This is a genomic window from Zarconia sp. (assembly GCF_057467645.1).
On the sequence record NZ_JBRJXU010000040.1, the window covers coordinates 21,756 to 41,982 of the forward strand.

General features: G+C 50.8%; 16 protein-coding genes. 4 read left to right on the forward strand and 12 right to left on the reverse strand.

The window, feature by feature from the left end; all coding sequences use genetic code 11:
- Positions 1 to 69: 69 nt before the first annotated feature.
- Positions 70 to 1,584, reverse strand: a complete 1,515-nt coding sequence (locus tag AC2215_RS05830; RefSeq protein ID WP_486809023.1) for a SagB/ThcOx family dehydrogenase — start codon at positions 1,582 to 1,584, stop codon at positions 70 to 72.
- A 521-nt stretch (positions 1,585 to 2,105) separates the two neighbouring features.
- Between AC2215_RS05830 and AC2215_RS05835 the strand changes: the two genes are divergently transcribed.
- On the forward strand, positions 2,106 to 2,699 hold the full coding sequence (locus AC2215_RS05835; protein WP_486809024.1) for a pentapeptide repeat-containing protein: 594 nt from the start codon (positions 2,106 to 2,108) through the stop codon (positions 2,697 to 2,699).
- Between the two features lie 115 nt (positions 2,700 to 2,814).
- Here AC2215_RS05835 and glsA read toward each other — a convergent pair whose 3' ends face one another.
- The 4 genes from glsA to AC2215_RS05855 all read right to left on the reverse strand — a co-directional run bounded on the left by glsA (position 2,815) and on the right by AC2215_RS05855 (position 10,520).
- Complete coding sequence (gene glsA / locus AC2215_RS05840) at positions 2,815 to 4,881, reverse strand: glutaminase A (RefSeq protein WP_486809025.1); 2,067 nt, start codon at positions 4,879 to 4,881, stop codon at positions 2,815 to 2,817.
- Positions 4,882 to 4,952: 71 nt separating this feature from the next.
- Entirely contained in the window at positions 4,953 to 6,458 is a 1,506-nt protein-coding gene (locus AC2215_RS05845; RefSeq protein ID WP_486809026.1) for a mechanosensitive ion channel domain-containing protein, read from the reverse strand.
- 131 nt (positions 6,459 to 6,589) lie between these two features.
- The gene (locus AC2215_RS05850; protein WP_486809027.1) at positions 6,590 to 8,797 is read right to left on the reverse strand and encodes an adenylate/guanylate cyclase domain-containing protein; all 2,208 of its coding nucleotides are present in this window, start codon (positions 8,795 to 8,797) and stop codon (positions 6,590 to 6,592) included.
- A gap of 280 nt (positions 8,798 to 9,077) precedes the next feature.
- A complete protein-coding gene (locus AC2215_RS05855; protein ID WP_486809028.1) occupies positions 9,078 to 10,520 on the reverse strand; it encodes an ammonium transporter in 1,443 nt (480 codons plus the stop codon).
- 140 nt (positions 10,521 to 10,660) lie between these two features.
- Between AC2215_RS05855 and AC2215_RS05860 the strand changes: the two genes are divergently transcribed.
- The gene (locus AC2215_RS05860) at positions 10,661 to 10,870 is read left to right on the forward strand and encodes a hypothetical protein (RefSeq protein ID WP_486809029.1); all 210 of its coding nucleotides are present in this window, start codon (positions 10,661 to 10,663) and stop codon (positions 10,868 to 10,870) included.
- Between the two features lie 454 nt (positions 10,871 to 11,324).
- Here AC2215_RS05860 and AC2215_RS05865 read toward each other — a convergent pair whose 3' ends face one another.
- The 3 genes from AC2215_RS05865 to AC2215_RS05875 form a co-directional block, all read right to left on the reverse strand.
- Positions 11,325 to 12,701 carry a serine/threonine protein kinase gene (locus AC2215_RS05865; RefSeq protein WP_486809030.1) on the reverse strand — a complete coding sequence of 459 codons (1,377 nt, stop codon included), beginning with the start codon at positions 12,699 to 12,701 and terminating at the stop codon, positions 11,325 to 11,327.
- Between the two features lie 149 nt (positions 12,702 to 12,850).
- Positions 12,851 to 13,216 (reverse strand): hypothetical protein, encoded by a 366-nt coding sequence (locus AC2215_RS05870; protein ID WP_486809031.1) that lies wholly within the window; start codon positions 13,214 to 13,216, stop codon positions 12,851 to 12,853.
- 66 nt (positions 13,217 to 13,282) lie between these two features.
- Positions 13,283 to 14,659 carry a serine/threonine protein kinase gene (locus tag AC2215_RS05875; RefSeq protein ID WP_486809032.1) on the reverse strand — a complete coding sequence of 459 codons (1,377 nt, stop codon included), beginning with the start codon at positions 14,657 to 14,659 and terminating at the stop codon, positions 13,283 to 13,285.
- 332 nt (positions 14,660 to 14,991) lie between these two features.
- Between AC2215_RS05875 and AC2215_RS05880 the strand changes: the two genes are divergently transcribed.
- Positions 14,992 to 15,717: a pyridoxine 5'-phosphate synthase gene (locus AC2215_RS05880; RefSeq protein WP_486809033.1), complete on the forward strand. Its 726-nt coding sequence runs from the start codon at positions 14,992 to 14,994 to the stop codon at positions 15,715 to 15,717.
- 28 nt (positions 15,718 to 15,745) lie between these two features.
- Here AC2215_RS05880 and AC2215_RS05885 read toward each other — a convergent pair whose 3' ends face one another.
- The 4 genes from AC2215_RS05885 to AC2215_RS05900 form a co-directional block, all read right to left on the reverse strand.
- Positions 15,746 to 16,240 carry a DUF2721 domain-containing protein gene (locus AC2215_RS05885; protein ID WP_486809034.1) on the reverse strand — a complete coding sequence of 165 codons (495 nt, stop codon included), beginning with the start codon at positions 16,238 to 16,240 and terminating at the stop codon, positions 15,746 to 15,748.
- A gap of 56 nt (positions 16,241 to 16,296) precedes the next feature.
- Complete coding sequence (locus AC2215_RS05890; protein WP_486809035.1) at positions 16,297 to 17,055, reverse strand: flavodoxin family protein; 759 nt, start codon at positions 17,053 to 17,055, stop codon at positions 16,297 to 16,299.
- A gap of 148 nt (positions 17,056 to 17,203) precedes the next feature.
- Entirely contained in the window at positions 17,204 to 17,935 is a 732-nt protein-coding gene (locus AC2215_RS05895) for a hypothetical protein (RefSeq protein ID WP_486809036.1), read from the reverse strand.
- Positions 17,936 to 18,303: 368 nt separating this feature from the next.
- A complete protein-coding gene (locus AC2215_RS05900; RefSeq protein WP_486809037.1) occupies positions 18,304 to 18,519 on the reverse strand; it encodes a hypothetical protein in 216 nt (71 codons plus the stop codon).
- A 93-nt stretch (positions 18,520 to 18,612) separates the two neighbouring features.
- Between AC2215_RS05900 and AC2215_RS05905 the strand changes: the two genes are divergently transcribed.
- The coding region (locus tag AC2215_RS05905) for an ArnT family glycosyltransferase (RefSeq protein ID WP_486809038.1) at positions 18,613 to 20,227 on the forward strand (1,615 nt) is incomplete at its 3' end.

Sequence of the window (20,227 nt, forward strand, 5' to 3'; positions counted from 1 at the left end):
CCCTCTCCCTTGTCCCCTTGTCCCCTTGTCCCCTTGTCCCCTTGTCCCCTTGTCTCCCCCCTCTTCCCATCACTTCGGTTGTCCCAGGGTGGTGATGTAGAGAACGGCTTCATCTTCGGGAATGCCCAACACTTCATTGACGCGATCGTCGAAAAAGCCAGCGATACCGCTCGCGCCCAAACCGAGGTGAATCGCTGCCAAATTAAGACGCTGTCCCAGATGTCCGGCATCGAGGTGTAAGTAGCGGTAGGCACGATCGCCGTATTTCCCCACGGCCTGTGCTAAATCGGCGGTATGGAAGAGCACCACGGCTGCATCCCGTCCCAACGGCTGACCCAAACATAAGAAATGCAGCTCCTGGCGGAAGTTTTTAAACCGGACTTGTCGCAGTTCTTGGGCTTTGGGTGCGTAGTAGTAGCAGCCATCGTCGAGACCTTCCACGGCCGTTACGGCAATAAACGTTTCGATCGAATCCAAATCGCAATAATCGGGCGCGTTATCGAGTCCTTGCTCGACGTAATGCTTCGGCTGATAGGTAAAATCGAGCAGCAGTTTGAGCTCGGCCAGAGAAATCGAACCTCCGGTATATTCCCGCGTCGAACGTCGCTCGAATATCGTTTTTTCCAGACCGATCGCATTTTCCCCCCAATCAATCGGAGGTGTCGTGGTTGCTACCTTCGTACAAAACGGGAAGTTGTATTTATCTTCCAGGGGAGATTCTTTCGAGGTAGATGCGGTGGCATCGGCGGGTTTCGGTTCGGTATCGATTTGCGAGACGCGATGGAGATAGGGCAGTAACTCCCCTTCCTCTAGTTTCGGATAGTCGGTGGTAATGGCAGAGGCGATCGCACTTTGATGGAGGGAAATGTGATGCTCGATATCCCGCAAATCGGCTAGAGCAACGATCGAAAGGGTGCCTTCGGTTTGGGGATCGAGGTAAAGCAACTTGTTGACGGCTAGATCGGAAAAACCGACGATGAGGTGGGGGCGATAGTCGTTGAGGGCCGAAGCCAGTTCGATATTCCCCAGCAGGTGACCCGTATCGAGGTTGATGCGGCGGTAGGCTCGATCTTGGTAGCGCCACGCGGAACGGTAGAATACGGCAGTGGTAGCGATCGCCAGTTGAGTACGATCGAGCGATGGGTGCCAGAAACTCGCCTCCTGAAGCGATCTCCACAGGTCACTATCCCAAAACCTTATCAGGGAGTGGCTTCGGACTTGGTAGTTGTACAATCCCGCCGGCAGTTCTGGGGTTCCCCGCGAAATCAGATAGATTTCTGCTGGATACAACCCGCCAGCCGATGGGGCCGAACGCAGAAAAATCGATTCCCCGTTGAGGGTGCGCACTCTTGCGGTGATACCGTAGCTCGCGTAAAGCAACCGGGAGATACGACACCACCAACTCAGTTCGGCTTTGGGGTCGAGATAGGGCTTAAGATCGATGGTCGTCCCGAATTTATATTCTTTGAAAGGAACCGGCTGAGCATCCCAGTCTAGGGGTTTGCTTTTAGAGTCGATCGTTTGGGGATCGTACTTCGTTCGTTCGTGGTAATGCTGGGCAAAACAAAGGGATTCGTCAGACATCGATCGATGGAGGAAAGACTACGCACACCCACAACCTAACCCGAGAGCGAGACTCCCGACAATATGGGGGGACAAGGGAGACAAGGAGACAAGGGGACAAGGGAGACAAGGAGACAAGGAGACAAGGGGACAAGGGAGACAAGGGAGACAAGGGAGACAAGGGAGACAAGGAGATAAGGGAGACAAGGAAGAACGTCGCGACTGACCCATTGTCCATTTTCCTCTTCTGCCTCCCGACGGTCGGCATTCCCTTGCGTCTTGCGCGTCCCGAGGAGTCCAACCTCCCTCTGCCTCCCCTGTCCCCTTTGCCCTCGATGTCCACCAATACCCGTTCATCTTTGGTACAAGAGAGAACAGTCGATGGATGCTTAAGCAATGCTTAAAAACGAGCGCAGATTTCGTTACACAATATTAAGCTAACAATTGAGGAATAGGTATAAATACACACCAACCTCTTAAAGGTTTATTCCTGCGAATCGAACCGGTCTGGTGGTGCGTTCGTTGAGGCGCGTTCTCGATGAATGATGTCTTCCCACGCTCGATCGCGGGTACTTCGTGATGTCCACATATTGGGTAATATGGAACGGGTCAGCGCAGCAGAACTAGTAGCTCAATACACAAGCGGTCAGCGAGAATTTGGGGCGATCGACTTGAGAGAAGAAGATTTATTCGAGATCGATTTGCGAGACATTAATCTCTCCGGTAGCGATCTGACGCGCGCTTACTTGCCTTATGCAAACTTATCCCAAGCTCAGTTACAAAATACGAGTTGGGAGGGGGCGCAAATGGCCGATACAAAATTTTATCAAACAAACTTATCCCAAGCCAATCTCCAAGGAGTCGACCTATCGCGGGCAAATCTTCGTCAGGTTGACCTTCAAGGAGCCAACCTGCGCGGTGCCGATCTTCAAGAAGCGGATTTGTCCAATGCGAACCTGCAAAATGCCGACCTCACCGGGGCAAATTTGAGTCGTGCCAATCTCGATCGCGCGAATTTCGCCGGGGCACAGCTTGGGGGGAGCAACTTTTTTCGAGCGAAAAACGTGGATTTTACCAACGCCAAACTCGACTCGAAGACCATTACCCCCGACGGTTATCGCCCCGATTTTCCGTGAAGGAGAAGTTAATAGACTTCTGGAGGAAAAGGGTTAAGGGTTAAGGGGGAAAGGGGGAAGAAATTCATTTTGGAACCATAGATATCGATCGGATTTTTGATTTTCGCGCCTATGTCTAATTGGGATCGAGTGCCGACCCTAAAACGCCTCCCGCCTTTTCGAGGGCTTCCACCACGCGATCGCGATCGTGTCGGATCGCATCATCTAAGGGCGTAAAACCCCAACGATCTTGAACGTTCGGATTGACTCGATTCGCCAACAAAAACTCAATGACGTTGAGTTGTCCTTCCGAAGCTGCCAGATGGATCGCGGTCCGGCCATCGTAGTCTGCGGCTTCCATGGGAATTCCGCGGGCGATATACGGCAACATGGCATTGAGCTTGCCCTGACTGGCCGCCCAAATCATTGCGGTAATGTCGGTGGTTACGGAACTAGGGAGCTTGATATTCGCTTGAGGGTAAGAATCGCGACCTTTTCGAGCACCGGCTTCGCGCAAAATCACCGACACGCGATCGTGTCCTTGCTGTTCGGCATCATTGAGAGGAGTACAGCCCCAGCGATCGAGCGCATTTACATCCACCCCATGTTCTAACAGAAACTGCACCACATTTTGATGACCGCCAGCGGCCGCCAGGTGCAGTGGGGTGCGCTTATCGTAGTCCCCGGCATTGAGATCGACACCGCGAATTTGATATTGAGTCACCGCCGTAAGATCTCCGCGACTGGCCACTTCAATCAGACTGGTAACTTCTGCGGATTCTCGCTGAATCGGGCTAATCCGGGGATTCTTTTTCTCCGATTGGAAGTCGAGATTATCGTAGTTGTGGACGCTAAATTTTTTCACCAACTGCTTGCAAAATTCAACGCCGCGCACGCTATTGCCTTGGGTATCGAGTTTGGGAGACCAGATACACAATCCCAGCATATTCGGAATCACCACCATCACCGCCCCGGATACCCCCGATTTAGCCGGTAGCCCCACCATAAATGCCCATTCACCGCTGTAGTCGTACATTCCGCAGGAGTACATCATCGACAGGCAATGTTGCACCGTACTGGTTTTAAAAATCTTTTCCCCCGTAATCGGGCAAGTGCCGCCATTGGCCATGGTGGCAGCCACGACAGACATCAGATCGGCATTCAACTCGATCGAGCAGGATTGGAAGTAGAATTCGAGGGTTTCTTCGAGATCGGCCCAAGCCGGGAATGCTTTCGTTTCCATCATGTAGTGGCTGAGGGCGCGGTTGCGATGGGCGGTTTCCCGTTCGGACAAATAGACGGCGTTATTGAACGTAATGCGTTCGTTGCCCGAGAGACGACTCCAGTAATCGAGTACGTAATCGAAGCGATCGGCATGGGGGAGATCGTGACGAATCAGAGAACAGCAGACGATCGCCCCAGCGTTAATCATCGGATTGTGGGGCAGACCTTTACTATTGAGGGTGATTTCGTTAAATCCCAAACCTGAAGGTTCTCGTCCGACGTGCTGGTGGACGAATTCGGTGCCGAGTTCCTCGAGGGCCATACAGTAGGAAATCGTCTTACTCGTGCTTTGCACCGTAAAATTGTCGAGGGTATTGCCGCGAGAATAGCGCTGTCCGTCCACGGTGCAGATGGCAACGGCAAAGTTTCGCTCGTCAACCCGAGCCAGTTGGGGAATATAGTTGGCAACCGCACCATTGTCATTGCTACTGACACTCTCGTACATCGCATCGATGTCGCCGCAAAAATCTTGAAAGTCCGGAATCGCTAACTGGGCTTTGAGCACTCGCCGGATGAGATGGATGTTGGGTCGGATAATTTTTTGAAAGCTCTCGAAGTCAATTTCGGAATCTTTGCGAGGGGAGAGCAGACCTAATTCTTGCAAGCTTTCAGAACAGCGCAGGTCTGTCAGTCTGAGTCCGGCGCGCACAAAGGCATTGAGAAACTCTTCGCGGGAAATCGTACCGCTGCCATCGACATCAACGGATTGAAACAGATGCAGATCCTGTTCGTCCACACCCGCGATCGCCGTTGCCGGCTGACCGGCGATCGGTGACGAACGGGGAGTGGTCTGGGGTGGAGTGGATTTCGCACTCTCTGGGGGTGCCGTCTCGGAGGCGGGTCGATCGAGGGTTTGGGTTTTTGCTTTGGCTTTGGCTTTCGTTTGGGCTGGGTTGGGGTTTTGGGTTGGGTTTTCCATGGTACTCAGAATAAAGATGACGACAAAATCGACGAAAACGGAAAATCGAGGGTCTTAAAGCAATCGATGGGTTAACCCGTGGAGTGGGTCGAGGTCAAAACACCACGATCGCCGGGAATTTGATTCACCGATCGGTATCGGTTGGTCTCTTGGATCGATCGAATGGCACTCTTGCGATCTTCAATAAATTGATTCATGCGATCGGCGAAGCGGGCGCTACTGGCCATCAGGGAAGAGATAGCATGATGGTCGAACACCAATACCGTCAGGTCTCGAACGACCACCCCCGTGACCAGACTCGCTTCTGAGAGCAGCAGTGCGGTTTCGCCAAAGAAGTCATTGGGGACCAGATGAGCGATCTCTCGCTGTTGCTGTCGGGCATCGGTGACGTAGAGTCGCAGGCTACCGCTGCGAATAATGTAAAAGCCTTCATCGGGAACCCCCTCCACCACCACCCGATCGCCGATACCGTACATTTGCAAGACTGCGTTTTCGGCCAAGTTCGCGATCGCCTCTGAGTCGAGAAAGGAAAAATAAGAGAGCGATCGCAAAAACTCCCGCATTTCCCGCACCCGATCGATGCGTTGCGGTTGTCGTTGATGGACGTGATGCAGGGTGCGAATGGGAAAGGGAATCGTCAGACCGTTGCGCTTGGCCGCATAAAAAATCCGGGTTCTGAACTCGTTGCGAATCTCCTCAACATACTGAAAATCGTTAATGAAGTATTTCACTTCATAGGTAATGGCAAAGTCGTCGTAGGAGACCGTGCGTACATCCGGGGCTGGGAGATCGAGAATCAGCTGGGTTTCGCGGGCGGCACTTTCGAGGACGGCCTTAACGTGGTTTGGGGGGTCGTCATAGGAAAACCCGACCCGGTAGCGCTCGGCATGGAGGGGGTCGCCACTGTGATAGTTATAAATATTTTCTCCATCCAAAACGCTGTTGGGAACCACCAATAAATCTCGATCGAGGGTGCGCAAGCGAACCGATCGCCAATTCAAATCCACCACCCGACCTTCGATATCCCCAAAGCGAATCCAATCCCCCACTTTGAAGGGGCTATCAAACAGGAGCAAAAACCCAGAGACGAGATTGCTCAACGTGTTTTGCAGTGCCAGGGCAATGACTAAAGAACCGACCCCCAAGGCCGTCGCCAGATTACTCAGATCCACTCCCCAAATCGTGCTTAAGACATAAGAGCTGATGCCGAGTACCATGAGGATGCGCGCAATTTGTACGAACAAGCGCGGCACCTTGAGGAGGGCTGGGGATGTGGGTTTGGGATCGCTCGAGAGTAGAATTCCCAGCAGCGATAGCCCCGTGACGATCGCCCCACCCCAAATCGCCGTTTCGATCGCTTTGAGAGTAATCGTCTCTCGTTCCATCCCCAAAAATTGATGCAGCAGCAGCCATAGGGCGAGGGTGGGCAACAACAGGGTGCGAATTTGATTCAGAAGGGCGGCAATCTGCGAATGGCCGCGATTTGCAAACCGATCGATCGACTCCCCCAGAACGATCGCGAACGAGGGAAATCCCAAGATAAATAAAAGAGCTTTTAACCAAATCGACTCATTCATGGATGATTTCTCCTGATGGGGAATGGGGTGTAGGGTGTAGGGTGTGGGGTGTAGGGTGTAGGGTGTGGCGACTGCTATATCTTCCTTGTCCCCTTGTCTCCTTGTCTCCTTTCTCGATATGGCGGTTGCTATCAAGTGGTGTCTTGCCTGGAAGTTGCCAGGGTCTCAATCTCGCGGCGAACGGTCTGGGCACCGTTATTGAGCCTTGTCGCGACGGCACCGCTGCGGTGGAGAACCCAACTGGTGAGCCGACCGACCTCTGCCACCTCAATCTCCTGTGCGGGTTCGAAGGTATATAAATCGCGGACGCTGTCGTGGACTTCTTCGGTCACCCGAATCGTATTGCGATCGGCGACTCGATTCAGTTCGTGGGCGATGGCGAGGGTTTCTCCCCAGAGGTGATAGTTCAGCCGTTTGGTCCCCATCACCGCCGCGATCGATTCCCCCGCATCAATGCCAATATGGAGTTTGAGATCGAGGTGATGTTTGTGGTTGAAACGCTGTAAGATATCGAGCATCTCCAGCCCTAGGTCGACCACTCGCTTGGTATGGTCCATGCGAGGCATCGTCAAACCGCACACCGCAAAGTAAAAATCCCCAATCCGGCTGAGGGCTAATACATCCAAACGCTCGGCCGCTTCATCAAATTCATCGATCGATTGGGCTAATAACTCCGTCACCTCGGGAACCGAACGCTGGGCGGAAAGTTCCGTGAGTCCCCCCAGACGGGCCACCAAGACGGTGGTTTGTTGGGTGGCATCGGTGATAGGGATTTCTCCGCTTTCGAGCCGCTCGGCCGCCGTACTGGGCAAAATATTGAGTAACAGGGTGCGATTTTCACCCGCTTTGGCAACCACGAGCGATCGCTGTTCTTGCAGGCTGCGGATGACTTCGTTAAATGCCTCAACTAACAAACTCAGCTCGTCTTGGGTGGTGGCGGTCAGTTCGGCGCGATCTAGCTCTCCGGCAATAATTTTGCGCGAGTCTTCCACTAACAGGCTAATGGGTTTCACCAGACGATTGGCCGCCACCGCAGCGATCGAAGTGACCAGAAAGACCAAAATCACCGCCGCAATCAGAATGTAGGTCTGTAGGTTTGCTAACGGCGCGTAGGCTTCCGCCAAATCCATTTCCGAGAGAATCACCCAATCGACCCCTTTGATGCTCAAGGGAGCGTAGGAACTCAACACCGGTACCCCTCGGTAATCATCGACGATCTGAGTCCCCGATTCACCGCGATGAGCCGCCATGGCCGTTTCGGTTTCCACGGATTGGAGGAGGATGGAAGTTCCCAAGCGGGCGATCGTTTCGATGACATCATCGGGGGTTCCCAGCTTTTGCAGCGCCTGTTTGTATCCTGTCGGATCTTCGATCGAAAACCGAGAAATGGAGCGCATCAGGAAATCTGCCCCAACTAGATACACCTCCCCGGTTTTACCCAATCCTTCGTTTTCCCAGTTTTGATTTCCGGTGAGGACGTTGTTAATCCGATCGACCGGCAACTGAACGGCTAAAATGCCCACCGGCTGACCCCCGTCGTAAATCGGTGCGGCAAAGAACGCGGCCGGGGCGCCATAGGAAGGACGATACGGGGCAAAGTCGATAATTTGCACCGCCCCCGGTTCGGGATTTTTTTGCACCATTTCTACCACCTCTGCAAAGTTACTGCGCGAATAAGGCCCAGAATCGAGACTGGTAGCAAAATCGGTTTCTTTGTAAACCGAATAGACGATCTCCCCCGAATCAAAATCGATTAAAAACAAATCGTAGTAGCCAAAATGGAGGATGAGATTGCGCAAGATGCGGTGATAGCTGCCGTGAACCTTGCTGTACTCGCTGCCATCGTTGGCTTTGATGAGTTCGTCTTTGCTACCGACGGGGTGAGGGTTTTTGGCAATGTATTGGTACTGCAAATACTGTGCCGCCGGTTTCCCCGGATTGTAGATGTCAAAAATCGGGGTGCCATCGATATTGTCGGTCAGCCGGGGAAAGAATTCTTCGGTGTAGTAATCTGAGATGGCTTGTACTCCCTCTGGGGTGAGGGAGACTTTAGCTCGATCGATGTTGTCAAAAGCCCGATCGAACTCCTGCATCGCCGAGACGATCGTCCGATCTTCGGCCAAGGTTTCCACCTGGCTGTACATGAATTGAAAATAGGACTCAATCTCCGCAGATTTAGATGCCCGCACGCTAGTGAGTTGGTCGAAGATGCGCTGGGTTAAAATATTTCGCGCCCGCTGCCAGGTGAGGAAGCCCATTACGGCAGCCGAACCTAAGCTGACCACCAACAAGACGAGCATCACCTTGGATTTAATTCTGAGTTGCCCGAGTCCTAACACGATCGATCTCCCGTATAGCTCGAAGAAAAAGGAAAAGGGGGCAATCTTGCGCCCCCCGAGAGGGAACTCCTGAAAAGAATCTCTTGACGAGATGGGGATGAAGGCGAGTGGCATTGGACCCACTTGAGGATGCGGGGAAGAACGATAACGGATGTTTCTTCGTCAATCGTCGATCTGTAATTGTCGATCGGTTTTTGCGATGCTCCTGATGTTCCTCATCGGTCTTGCGCTCGCCATCGGGATATCCCCATGAGTTCCCATTGCGCGATCGAAGCGATCGCTACAATTTGGTTTCGATTTCGGTCGTCGGCGCGTCATCGATCGTGGAAAAACCGGCATAGGCAATCTGACCGTGTTCGTGGATATCGAGACCTTCGATTTCCTCATAGTCGTGGACGCGGATGCCGATGGTCATTTTTAACAGCACCCAGCAGATGTAGCCCGTAATCACCGTAAAGGCGCCGTAGGCCACCACACCGAGCAACTGCACGCCAAACTGTTGCAAACCCGCATTCTCACCGAAAATTCCCACGGCCAGAGTTGCCCAGATACCGTTACACAGGTGAACGGAAATGGCGCCGACGGGGTCGTCGATGCGCAGTGCATCAAAGAAGTCGATGGCGAATACAACAATGACACCGGAAATCGAGCCGATAATAATAGCCGAGACAAAAGAAACCTGGTTGCAACTGGCAGTAATCCCCACCAAACCCGCAAGAATTCCATTAATCACCATGCCTAAGTCGGGTTTCTTACTCTTGACCCAAGAAACCATCGTGGCAACGGTTCCCCCAGCCGCACCGGCGAGGTTGGTGGTGATAGCGATGTAAGCAATATTTTCATTGGCTGCGAGTTCGGAACCGGGGTTAAATCCAAACCAACCAATCCAGAGAATCAAACAACCGAGGGTGGCTAAGCTGAGGTTGTGACCGGGAATCGGCTTGACCAGTTTGCCTTCGTACTTGCCGTAGCGCGCCCCCAGAACGATCGCCCCCACCAAAGCCGACCAACCGCCAACACTGTGTACAACCGTCGATCCGGCAAAGTCTGCAAACCCCAAGTCAGCCAGCCAGCCGCCGCCCCAGGCCCATTTACCGGAGATACAGTAGAAGGCAATGTTGACGATGCTGAAGATTAAAAAGGAATCAAATCGAATCCGCTCGGCCACTGCTCCCGAGACGATCGTTGCCGATGTAGCGGCAAAGGCAGCTTGGAAGAGGAAGAAAATTGTCACGGGCAGACCGACTGGAAAGGGATCTAAGCCATAGGTGGCAGAATCCCCGGACATCAAGAATCCGCTCAGACCGATAAATTTATTGCCCTGACCGAACATCAACCCAAAACCGACGACCCAATAGGTCAGCAGTGCTAACCCGAATACGATCAGGTTTTTGGAGAGAATGTTGACCGCGTTTTTCTGGCGGCACATTCCCACCTCCAACATCCCAAATCCGGCATTCATGAAGACGACCAGGGTCGAGGCCACTAAAATCCAAACAACGTTGAGGTATCCCTGCTGGAGAGCGACCTGTTCCGCAAGAGACTCAAGTGTTACGTCATCCGCAGCCAACGTAATGGTTGATAAAACAAGAACAATACAAGTTGAGAGTGAAAACAGCACTAAGATGCGATGTTGCTTCACCCATTGAAATAAATGGACTAAGGCATCGCGGTACCGGGTATCTCTCCCGGAGGAGATTCGATCGCTCGAATTCCGTTTCATTGCTTTTGGATGACTGGGCATAATTGCTCCTCCTTCTTTAATTGCTAGAACTGTGCGCAAGTTCCTCCGAAACCCTTGCACGATTGGGTCTAAAACTGAGTTTATGCAGGATATTTTTTGATGTTGGGAGCGCTCGAACGTTGTGCGAAGAATTATTCGAGCAAACCGTTCCCGTGGATATAACAATCCACAGTTGCACTGCAACGATCGGATACTCGATCGCTCCCGTCGAGAATATTCTCCCCATTCAATACAGCTCGATTGGGTCGATCTTGCTATTCGATGTCTCCAACAACTCGATCGACACCCAAACTGGGCGAGATCGATCGATGAAAGATCGCATCAGTTGATGGGATAAACGTTTTCTTTGGAATATTTGTACGCAGATTTAGATTTGAACCACCATTGAGGGGGGTCAATGACATTGGATTGAGTGCTGAAACGAAGTTCGTTGAGTCATTGGAGTTTAGACAAACCTTACCGTTGCAGCCGATCTATCCTGAAATCGACAACAGAGAAAGTAGGGTTTGAGCCTATCTTGTCGTGACGTATGTGTAAGTCCCGTGCTTCTTGCTTCGTATCACAATAGCAAAAGAGATCGGGTGGGTGCTTTCCGAATTCGGAAAGTAAATTTCCAGGTTTGGAAAAACCTCGCGGTATCGCACGATGCGGATGTATTAGATATCTCCGAGAAAGGGTTAAGGGTTAAGGGTTAAGGGGGAAAGGGAGAATAAATTCATAACTTCGGAATAGAAATTGATTTGAGTTTTTATTTCGATCGGATGTCTATGACAAATGCAAGCGTCATCTCGATCGCACCCCGCGCAAAAACGTAGAAATTTCCGTGACGATCCATTCCTGTTCGATCGAGGTCAACCGCGATCCGAAGTAATACACGCCATCCCCCGTACCAAAGCCGCAAGCTCGATTATCTTCGATCGCCTTTACCCAAGAAATTTGTGCTGGGTGTCTTTCCACTCGCTTGTAAAAGCACAACCACTGCCACTGACAGCAAAAAGTTTGCCGATCGATTTTTAAGCGGACGCGACCAGAGGCCGGGTAAGCAATACAACTCAGACACGCCAGCCAAAAGGGAACGCACAGGAAAACGGCCCCTCCGGTCACGAACACAGCACTCCAGAAGAGCATGATGAAAACGAGGGTCCGATTGAGGGAGGCGATGGCTGCTGGGATCGTCGAGGGGGGAATTTCGATTTCCAGTTGCTTGGCGGTTTTTTGCACTACCACGCGAGAGCCTTTCAATTTCGGGGATTCGTACTGCCAGATGCGAGCGCGGTCGGGATCGTGTTTGCCCAACAGAAATTCCAGCGCCTCGGGTGCCGACTCAAACCGATCTTCGATCGCCGGTTCGAGCATCGTTTCCAGCCACTGGGCAAAGGCGGGGGCAACATGCACTCGATCGCGAAAATCGAGTTTCATCCGCTTTTTCGGTAAATCCGTCGGCGAGCGATGGGTCAATAAAAACAGCAGCGTTGCCCCCAATCCGTATAAATCCGATGCCGGAACCGCCTCTCCCCGAAACTGTTCTGGGGGCATATACCCGACCGTTCCCACGAAGGTTCCTCCTTCAATCAGAGTCGTACGGTAGACATCCTGCACCGCACCAAAATCCACCAGATACACCCGTCCGTTCTCGTCGCGAATGATATTTTGGGGTTTGATGTCGCGGTGAATGACCGGAGGCGTTTGTTGGTGCAGGTAATCGAGGACGTGCAGGATTTGTTCGGCAATGTCTTGCACCTGAGCTTCATCGGCGTGCCAACGGTTTGCCACCAGGGCCGCCAGGGATTTCCCCACCACTAATTCTTGTACCAGAAAAAAGTAGCGGTCTGTGGGAGTATCTCGATCGAAGTAGTCCAGGTAGCCGGGAATCCCAGAGTGGTGGAGATTTGCTAAGACTCGAGCTTCTCGCTCGAACATCTCGAGTACTTTCCAGTCGCCAGTTTGGCGCAAGGATAGAACTTTCATCGCCACGAATTTGCCATCGGCGAGATCTTCAGCTTTGTAGGTCGTTCCAAATGCCCCCCGTCCCAATGGTTCGAGGATTCGATAGCGCGTTTTGGGAGACTCGACGATTCGATCGGTCTTCGTTTCGGTGGGTGGTGAGTTCGGTTCTTGTGAAGTTGTGGATTTTAAGTGATTTGAATTGACCGAATCCATAAGCCTATCCCTTCTTTACGCCTTCCGATCTATTCTTAATTTAAAAATGAGTTAGAAAAAATTACGAGAGTACCAGCGAGGGTAAATATGGTTCCCCAGAGAGACCAAGACCATCGATTATCTTGTTCGAATTGTAACTTCTATTCTGCTTAATTTTCTAGAAAATATGTGATATTTTCGACGAGTTTTTGCTTGGGATAATATAAACTGTCAGAATCATCAGTGAATTGTCTTTCACGTTCTTCGGTGACAAGAATAATTTTATGGGTTGTTGTTGTTTCCTCAATTTTCTCTCCTCGATCGTTCTTTTTTGTTTTCGTTGTTTCTAGTGTTTGGATTCGGGCACCTTTTAATCCATTGACGGATATGATTTCAGACCCCGTCAGTCCAGCAATTGTCAGACTGCATTCTAGATATAAATTCAGTCTAGAGCAAAACAAAGTTGTTTTTTTTGCCGTTGCGACAGATAAAATACCGAATGCAATAAATAAAGTGTCAATAAAAATTGTACTCAAGAAATTTCTTTTATAATCTATTCTTAGATAAAACAACTTTTAGTGAAAAATTAAAAAATAAATAAGTCAAAGTATATGATTTATTTTTTGTAAAAAACATGATATTTTATTGACCAACCACTTGTTATTATGTTGACTTAAGTTAAAATCGAGCGAGTGCGGGTAAATTCCTTCCCAAATCTTGCAAGAGTAATGATAAGTTACGATCCGGCTTTTGGAGTGGTATGACTTGCGAATGCAGTGTTCAACCTTAGCAATATCTGCTGTTTTTCCCGAGATTCTTCGATAGGTCAAGCCCCAGAGGCTCCAGTTAATGCCAAATTTTTGCGCATCAATGCGAACTTCGCACCGCCATGACATACCGATAATCAAGATAAAAACGACGAAGACTAGCAAACAGAAGATAACCAGCAAAGGCCATTGAAAATCGGGAGTTTCGTTCAAATAACAGAGTAAAAAAATCAAGGAAAAGAAAAAGAAAAGAACCCAAAAAATCTGAAAAAATAGCAGTAATCCGTTCTGAAGTGGTTGGAAGGCTACCGTTAATCTCTCTGGTGTTTGACTCACCCTCAGCGCGGCGGTTCTTTTAATGACTTCTGGGGCAATATCCGATCGCTCTTGCAACGCTGCCAGGGCAATTTTTGCTGAAGAAAATCGGTCTTCGATCGCCGGTTCCAGGGCTTTTTCCAACCAGTCTGCTAAATCTGCTGCGAGGTTAACCTCCGAATCGCGAAACTCGATCTTCAGCCGCTTTTGGGGAAAATCCACTGGAGATCGCCCCGTCAGCACAAATAGTAGCGTGGCTCCCAAGGCATAGAGATCGGAAGCCGGTTCGACCGATCCGCTAAACTGTTCCGGGGGCATATATCCCAACGTCCCCACAAACGTGCCGCCACGGGTGAGGGTATTGCGATACACGTCCTGTACTGCCCCAAAATCCACCAGATACACCGTGCCATCTTCCCGCCGGATGATATTCTCCGGTTTGATATCGCGGTGAATGACAGCTGGGGTGAGGTTGTGCAAGTATTGGAAAATCTCCAAAATTTGGCAAGCAATGCGTTTAACTTCGAGTTGAGTGGGATGCCAACCTTTTTCGACTAACGTCGCCAGAGATTGCCCGCAGGCGAGTTCTTGCACCAAATAGAAGCGGCGATCGCCCTTGCTATCTGGTTTTCCATCTGGGGTATCCTCGTAAAAGCGATCGAGATATTTGGGAATTGCCGGATGGTCGAGGTTTGCCAGCACGTTTGCTTCGCGATCGAACAATTCCAGAACCTTCCAATCCCGCACGTGGTGTAGCGAGACCACTTTGATGGCAACTCGTTTGTAATTGCTTAAATCCTCCGCTTCGTAGGTGGTGCCCATGCTGCCCCCACCCAGAGGCGTAACAATGCGATAGCGCCGCGCCACAATATCGTTGGGCTGGTGTAAGTTTTTCATTATCGACAGCCTGAAGACTCTTGCGCCCAGTTTAGAAGTGCGATCGTACACAGATGGGTTTTGTGTATGAAGACTCACAAATTTATAATCACCGCGACATTAATGCAGCATCGGACAGACACGGAGAGGGGGAGACGCGGTGACGCACAGAGGACGAGATAGGCAGATGACACACAGTCGAACGTCAATGTTGCCAAACTTTACCGAAGTCCCGAAGTGTGACGATCGAACTGGCGCTATACAATAGTGATTCGATCGCAAACGGAAATAAACCGCCAAAATAGGTTCGCCCCGATCGCGATCGAACATTCCCTGCTTAGATCGACACTGCCATGACTAACCTCAGCGTTAACCTCAACAAAGTTGCTCTGATTCGCAACACGCGCAACATTGGCATTCCCAGTATTGTCAAGATGGCGCAAATCTGCATCGATGCTGGGGCGAAAGGCATCACCGTTCATCCCCGTCCGGACCAGCGCCACATTCGACCCGGCGATGTTTACGACCTGGTCCCCATCGTGACGACGGTGGAGTTTAATATCGAAGGGAATCCCTTTGAAGATTTATATATGGATATCGTGCGACAGGTGAAACCCACCCAATGCACGTTAGTTCCCGATTCTCCCGATACCTTCACCTCCGATAGCGGTTGGGATTTAACGAAAGATCTCGATCGCCTGATTCCCGTTATTCAGGAGTTACACGACATTGGCAGTCGCGTGAGTTTGTTTATGGATGCCGATGTGGAGCAAATTCGCCGAGTACCGAAAACCGGAGCCGAGCGCATCGAGCTGTATACCGAGCCTTACGCCACCGCATTTCGCGAAAATGACGATTTAGAAGCCACATTTCAAAAATACGTCGAGGCGGCAAAAGAGGCGCAAGTATTGGGGTTAGGGGTGAATGCCGGACACGATCTGAGTTTGGATAATTTGGCGAAGTTTTGCGAGATTCCCAATATTTTAGAAGTTTCGATCGGTCATGCGCTGACGGCGGAAGCGCTGGAGATGGGATTCGATCGAACCGTGAAAGAATATCTGAAAATTTTGTCCGATTGAATCGAGAATATCGATCGAACCCCATAAATCATTTCGATCGCAATCCGCAAATCCGCCGGACTTCATTCTCAGCCACCTGATGAGACTGACGAAAATCTAGGGCGGCAAACAGGATACTAAAAAAGAGACAGCCAACTCCCGTCAGAAAAATGACCAAAGCCATCGTTTCCAAAAGCGGCCACCGAACGATCGCCGCTCCGGCAAGCAGAAACATACTCGCGAGAAATAAGGCGATCGCGATATAAATTCTCAGCAGTGAATGGTGTAACGCCTGATGGTGGCGCAATAAATCTGGAAGTTGACTTTCGATTTGTTGAATGCGTTCTTGGGTATAGTCGAAAGAACTTTCAGATCGATCGGGCTTTTGTAGTAAATCGAAGCGCTCGCGACTCATTGCCCGAAGTCGATTTGTCAGAGCCGCGTAGCGACTACCCAAACTGTTGAGCAGCAGTCCGCACGCGGTAATCATCACGACAGGAGCCAAGATAAACTGGATAATCTCGGCGGTTGTTAGGGATTCCATTACATTGTTCGAAGCGATTTACATCAAGCCCTCTTCTTCAGAGGTGGACTCGATCGCTATCGTTTGTGCTCTGGATTTTTAAAGTCAGTATGACAGCCTGCATCCCAGGTATCCGGCTGATTTCCATGAGCGGGAATACCACCGTTATCTTTCAACATTCGGGCCAAATGCATACAGTTCCAAGCCAAGAACGTTGTATTTCGATTCGTAAAATCATTTTCTGGGCCGCCAGACCCCGGATCGAGATAGGATGGTCCGGGTCCGACTTCTCCGAGCCACCCCGCATCAGCTTGGGGGGGAATGGTATAGCCAATGTGGGAGAGCGAAAATAAGATATTCATCGCACAATGCTTCACCCCATCTTCATTACCCGTGATTAAAGTTGCCCCCACTTTGCCGTAGTCGCGATATTGACCTTTTTGGTTGAGAAGGTGGGTGTAACCGTACATCCGTTCCAGAACGCGGTTGCACACGGAACTTTTCTCTCCCAACCAAACGGAGGTACACAGCACCAGAATATCGGTGGCATCAATTTCCTGTTGAATTTGGGGCCAATCGTCTTTCTCCCATTCGGGCGTTTCGGACATATCCAAACCCAATCCTGCGGGAATTTCGTAATCAACGGGACGAATCACCTTCGTTTGCACCCCATTGGCTTCAAAAATCCCTTTGGCAATGTCGATGACCCCTCGGGTATGGGATAACACCGGGGTTCGATTGAGGGTGCAATTGAGGAAAAGCACTTTCAAATCGTCGTATTGAGCTGGAGCCGTTTGGCATTGATGCTCGGAGATTTTTTTAAGCTGTTCGGACACGATGGCAAAGTTTTGATTAAATATTTTTCAATCTAGTGAGAATTTTGCCGCCTGCTGTCCTTGGGGTGGAATAGGTATAGAATTTCTTTACGTTTTCTCAATAACTCTTCACGGCAAACCCGATCGCACCCCGAATCTCGATCGAGTTTTATACCGCCAGCAAAACAACTGAATAAAAGGTTGCCCCCGCCGCAAATAAACCAAAATGACTCTCTTGTTCTTCGGGTAATTCCTCTTTCAAAACATTGAGAATAATACCTCCGGACATAAAAGCCCAAATGGCCGCGATCGCCGCCGCATCGACATGGAATGCCTGACCTAAAACCCAGCCAAAAACGATCGCCCCAGCCAGAATTAGGCTACCTACGCGATCGTAAATTTGCTTGTGGTGTTCCCGCAATCCGACATCATTGACGACGAAGTGTAACGCCAGGGCAAAAAAGAGTAACAAACAGGCTAGAAGTCCGTGTTCTTCTGTCTCTCGAAATAGATAGCCCAAAATTGTGTTGTAGATCGCAAAGGAAAGGGTATGAATCCAGAAAATCCCGGACTGGGTGCAATCTTCATCGTGCATTTTCTGCCGATAAGCGCGCGATCGCAATGCTAATTTTTCCAATCCGTAAAATGTTGCCAAACCGATAAGTGCGAGCAAATAAACGTGTTTTTCTAAATATTTGACGAAGAAACCAACACCATGCTCGATTTCCTCCTGAGCTTTGCCTAATTCGGGAAAAATATCGAGGAAAATATAGGAGATCGAAACTCCCCCAGCAATCGAGATCCACCAACGTCGGCGAATGTGGTTTAACCCAGGAATGCGACCTACAAAAATATGCACCAATGCCAAACCAATTGCTAACAACAATCCGATGATATTCATACCTTCAGCCAGAAATAGAATCAAAGATTTAGTTTAGCAATCGCGATCTCAACTCACGTCAGGCGCTCGATCGGACAATTTCCGGCGAGAGTGGGGTGTATAGCTGTATTCAGTGAGGGCGCGGATAGTCCAATCTAACATGAGCGTATCTTTCTTTTACTTTCTCCCCCTGCTCCCCCTGCTCCCCTGCCCACGTTCACTTGTGTCCTAACACGACTGCATATAGCTATATGTGGGGTTTTAAGTCAGCATCGACGATCGCGGATTCTCCCCCAATGCTCGATCTCGATGACCAGATATATAGCAGTCGCCATTGTATAGCTGTATAGCAGTCGCCATTCGAGTTAAGACAACACCAGCAAGTTGTGTCATCTGCCGGAAGTCTTCCCCCCCCTTGCTCCCGATGCTCCCGATGCTTCCGATGCCCCCGAAGCCCACCGGCACGAGTGTCCTAATTGCAAGGCGCGACGGCTATAGGCGCGGATAATACCGGACAATTGTTTAATTAACTCGTGGTCTTTTCCCCCAGCCGCCCCAGCCTCCTCTGCCTCCCCTGCCCGCAGTCTCAATCCCAGTTGTGGCAACTGTTATAGAATAAAGAAAGATCGGGGATAAGTGCCGATCGCGCGTCGATCGCGTTCGGGTTTGGGATGTGAGATTTACTCTAAATCTGGTGGATGAAAACTGGCATAAAAATGGGTCAGATCGATCGCCGTCTCAATCAATTTTGGATGGCTGGATTGCTACTCGCTGCCCTGATTCTTTTCACGGCGTCTCTGGGAAACTTGCCCTTACGAGATTGGGATGAAGGGATTATCGCCCAAGTCGCGCGGGAAATGTGGCGATCGCCGGCGGCTTCCCTGCCGTGGCTGCATCCGACCCTCAACGGCGAACCCTATTTCAACAAACCCCCCCTGATTCACGGACTCATCACCCTTGCCTACCAATTGGGTGGGGTGAATGAAGTTACCACCCGGCTACCCTGCGCCCTCCTCACTGCAGCGAGCGTTCCCCTACTGTACGCCATCGGCAGAGAACTCTTTCCCCGACGAACGCCAGCAATTTTCGCATCCCTGGTTTACCTGACCCTGCTTCCAGTTGTTCGACACGGGCGATTGGCGATGTTAGACGGCCCGGTGTTGTGCTTTTTCATGCTGATGGTGTTGTGCGTTTTGCGATCGCGCCGGAATTTGCACTACACCCTGGGAGTGGGCATCAGTTTCGGTCTGATTGTCCTGACGAAGGGCATTTTAGCCCTATTACTCGGGGCGATCGTTGTTGTTTTTTTGGCGTGGGATACCCCGAGATTGCTTACCAGTCTTTACGCTTGGTTGGGGGTGGGTATCGGTAGCGCCCCGGCAATCGGTTGGTACGGGGCACAGTTGCAGTATTACGGACGAGAGTTTATCGATGTCCATATCTTGGCACAATCGGTCGATCGCATTAGCAATGCCGTCGAAGCCAACACCGGACCCCCCTGGTACTACCTCCTAGAACTGCTCGAATACAGTTTGCCCTGGCTGCTGTTTGCCATTCCCGGATTGCGGCAGGTTTGGCGAGAACGAAATCTGGGCGCGTCGAAGTTAATTCTGGTGTGGGTGGCGGTGTATTTAACGGCGATTTCGGTGATGGGAACTAAACTGCCCTGGTACGTTCTCCCGATCTATCCCGCTTTTGCCCTCGCCGCTGGCGTGCACCTATCGGAAATCTGGTACGGGGCAACCCGAATGCCCAATGGGGTTGCTAAGCCTTATCCTCGCGCCTGGATGGGGGTTTTGGTCTTGCTGGCCTTAGGGGGATGGGGGGCAACAGCTTATTTTGGTCTCGTGGAAATGCCCACCAACGCAAATTTTTTTGTGGCGTTGCTGGCGATCTCGGTGACGATGACCTTTGCTGGGTTTTTGGTGGTGCGCCGAGATTCTCAGTTTGTCCCGATCTTATTTTGGGGGATGTACGTATCGCTGCTGTTATTCGTCACCTCCGATCGCTGGATTTGGGAACTCAACGAAGATTACCCGGTTAAACCCGTTGCCGAAATGATTCGATCGCAAACTCCCTCGGATGTCACGATCTACACGTCCCATCCCTACAATCGTCCCTCGCTCAACTTTTATAGCGATCGACAAATTGCGATCGCCAATGCAACAGAGTTACAACAACGTTGGCAAAATCCAGATGTTGCGGCTTACTTTTTAGTTCAACCCCCTTTCCAATTCGAGGAGAGTCGCATCTTGGGAGAAGCCGCTGGCTGGCAACTGATAACCCGGGATGGGGAGATGGGGAGATGGGGAG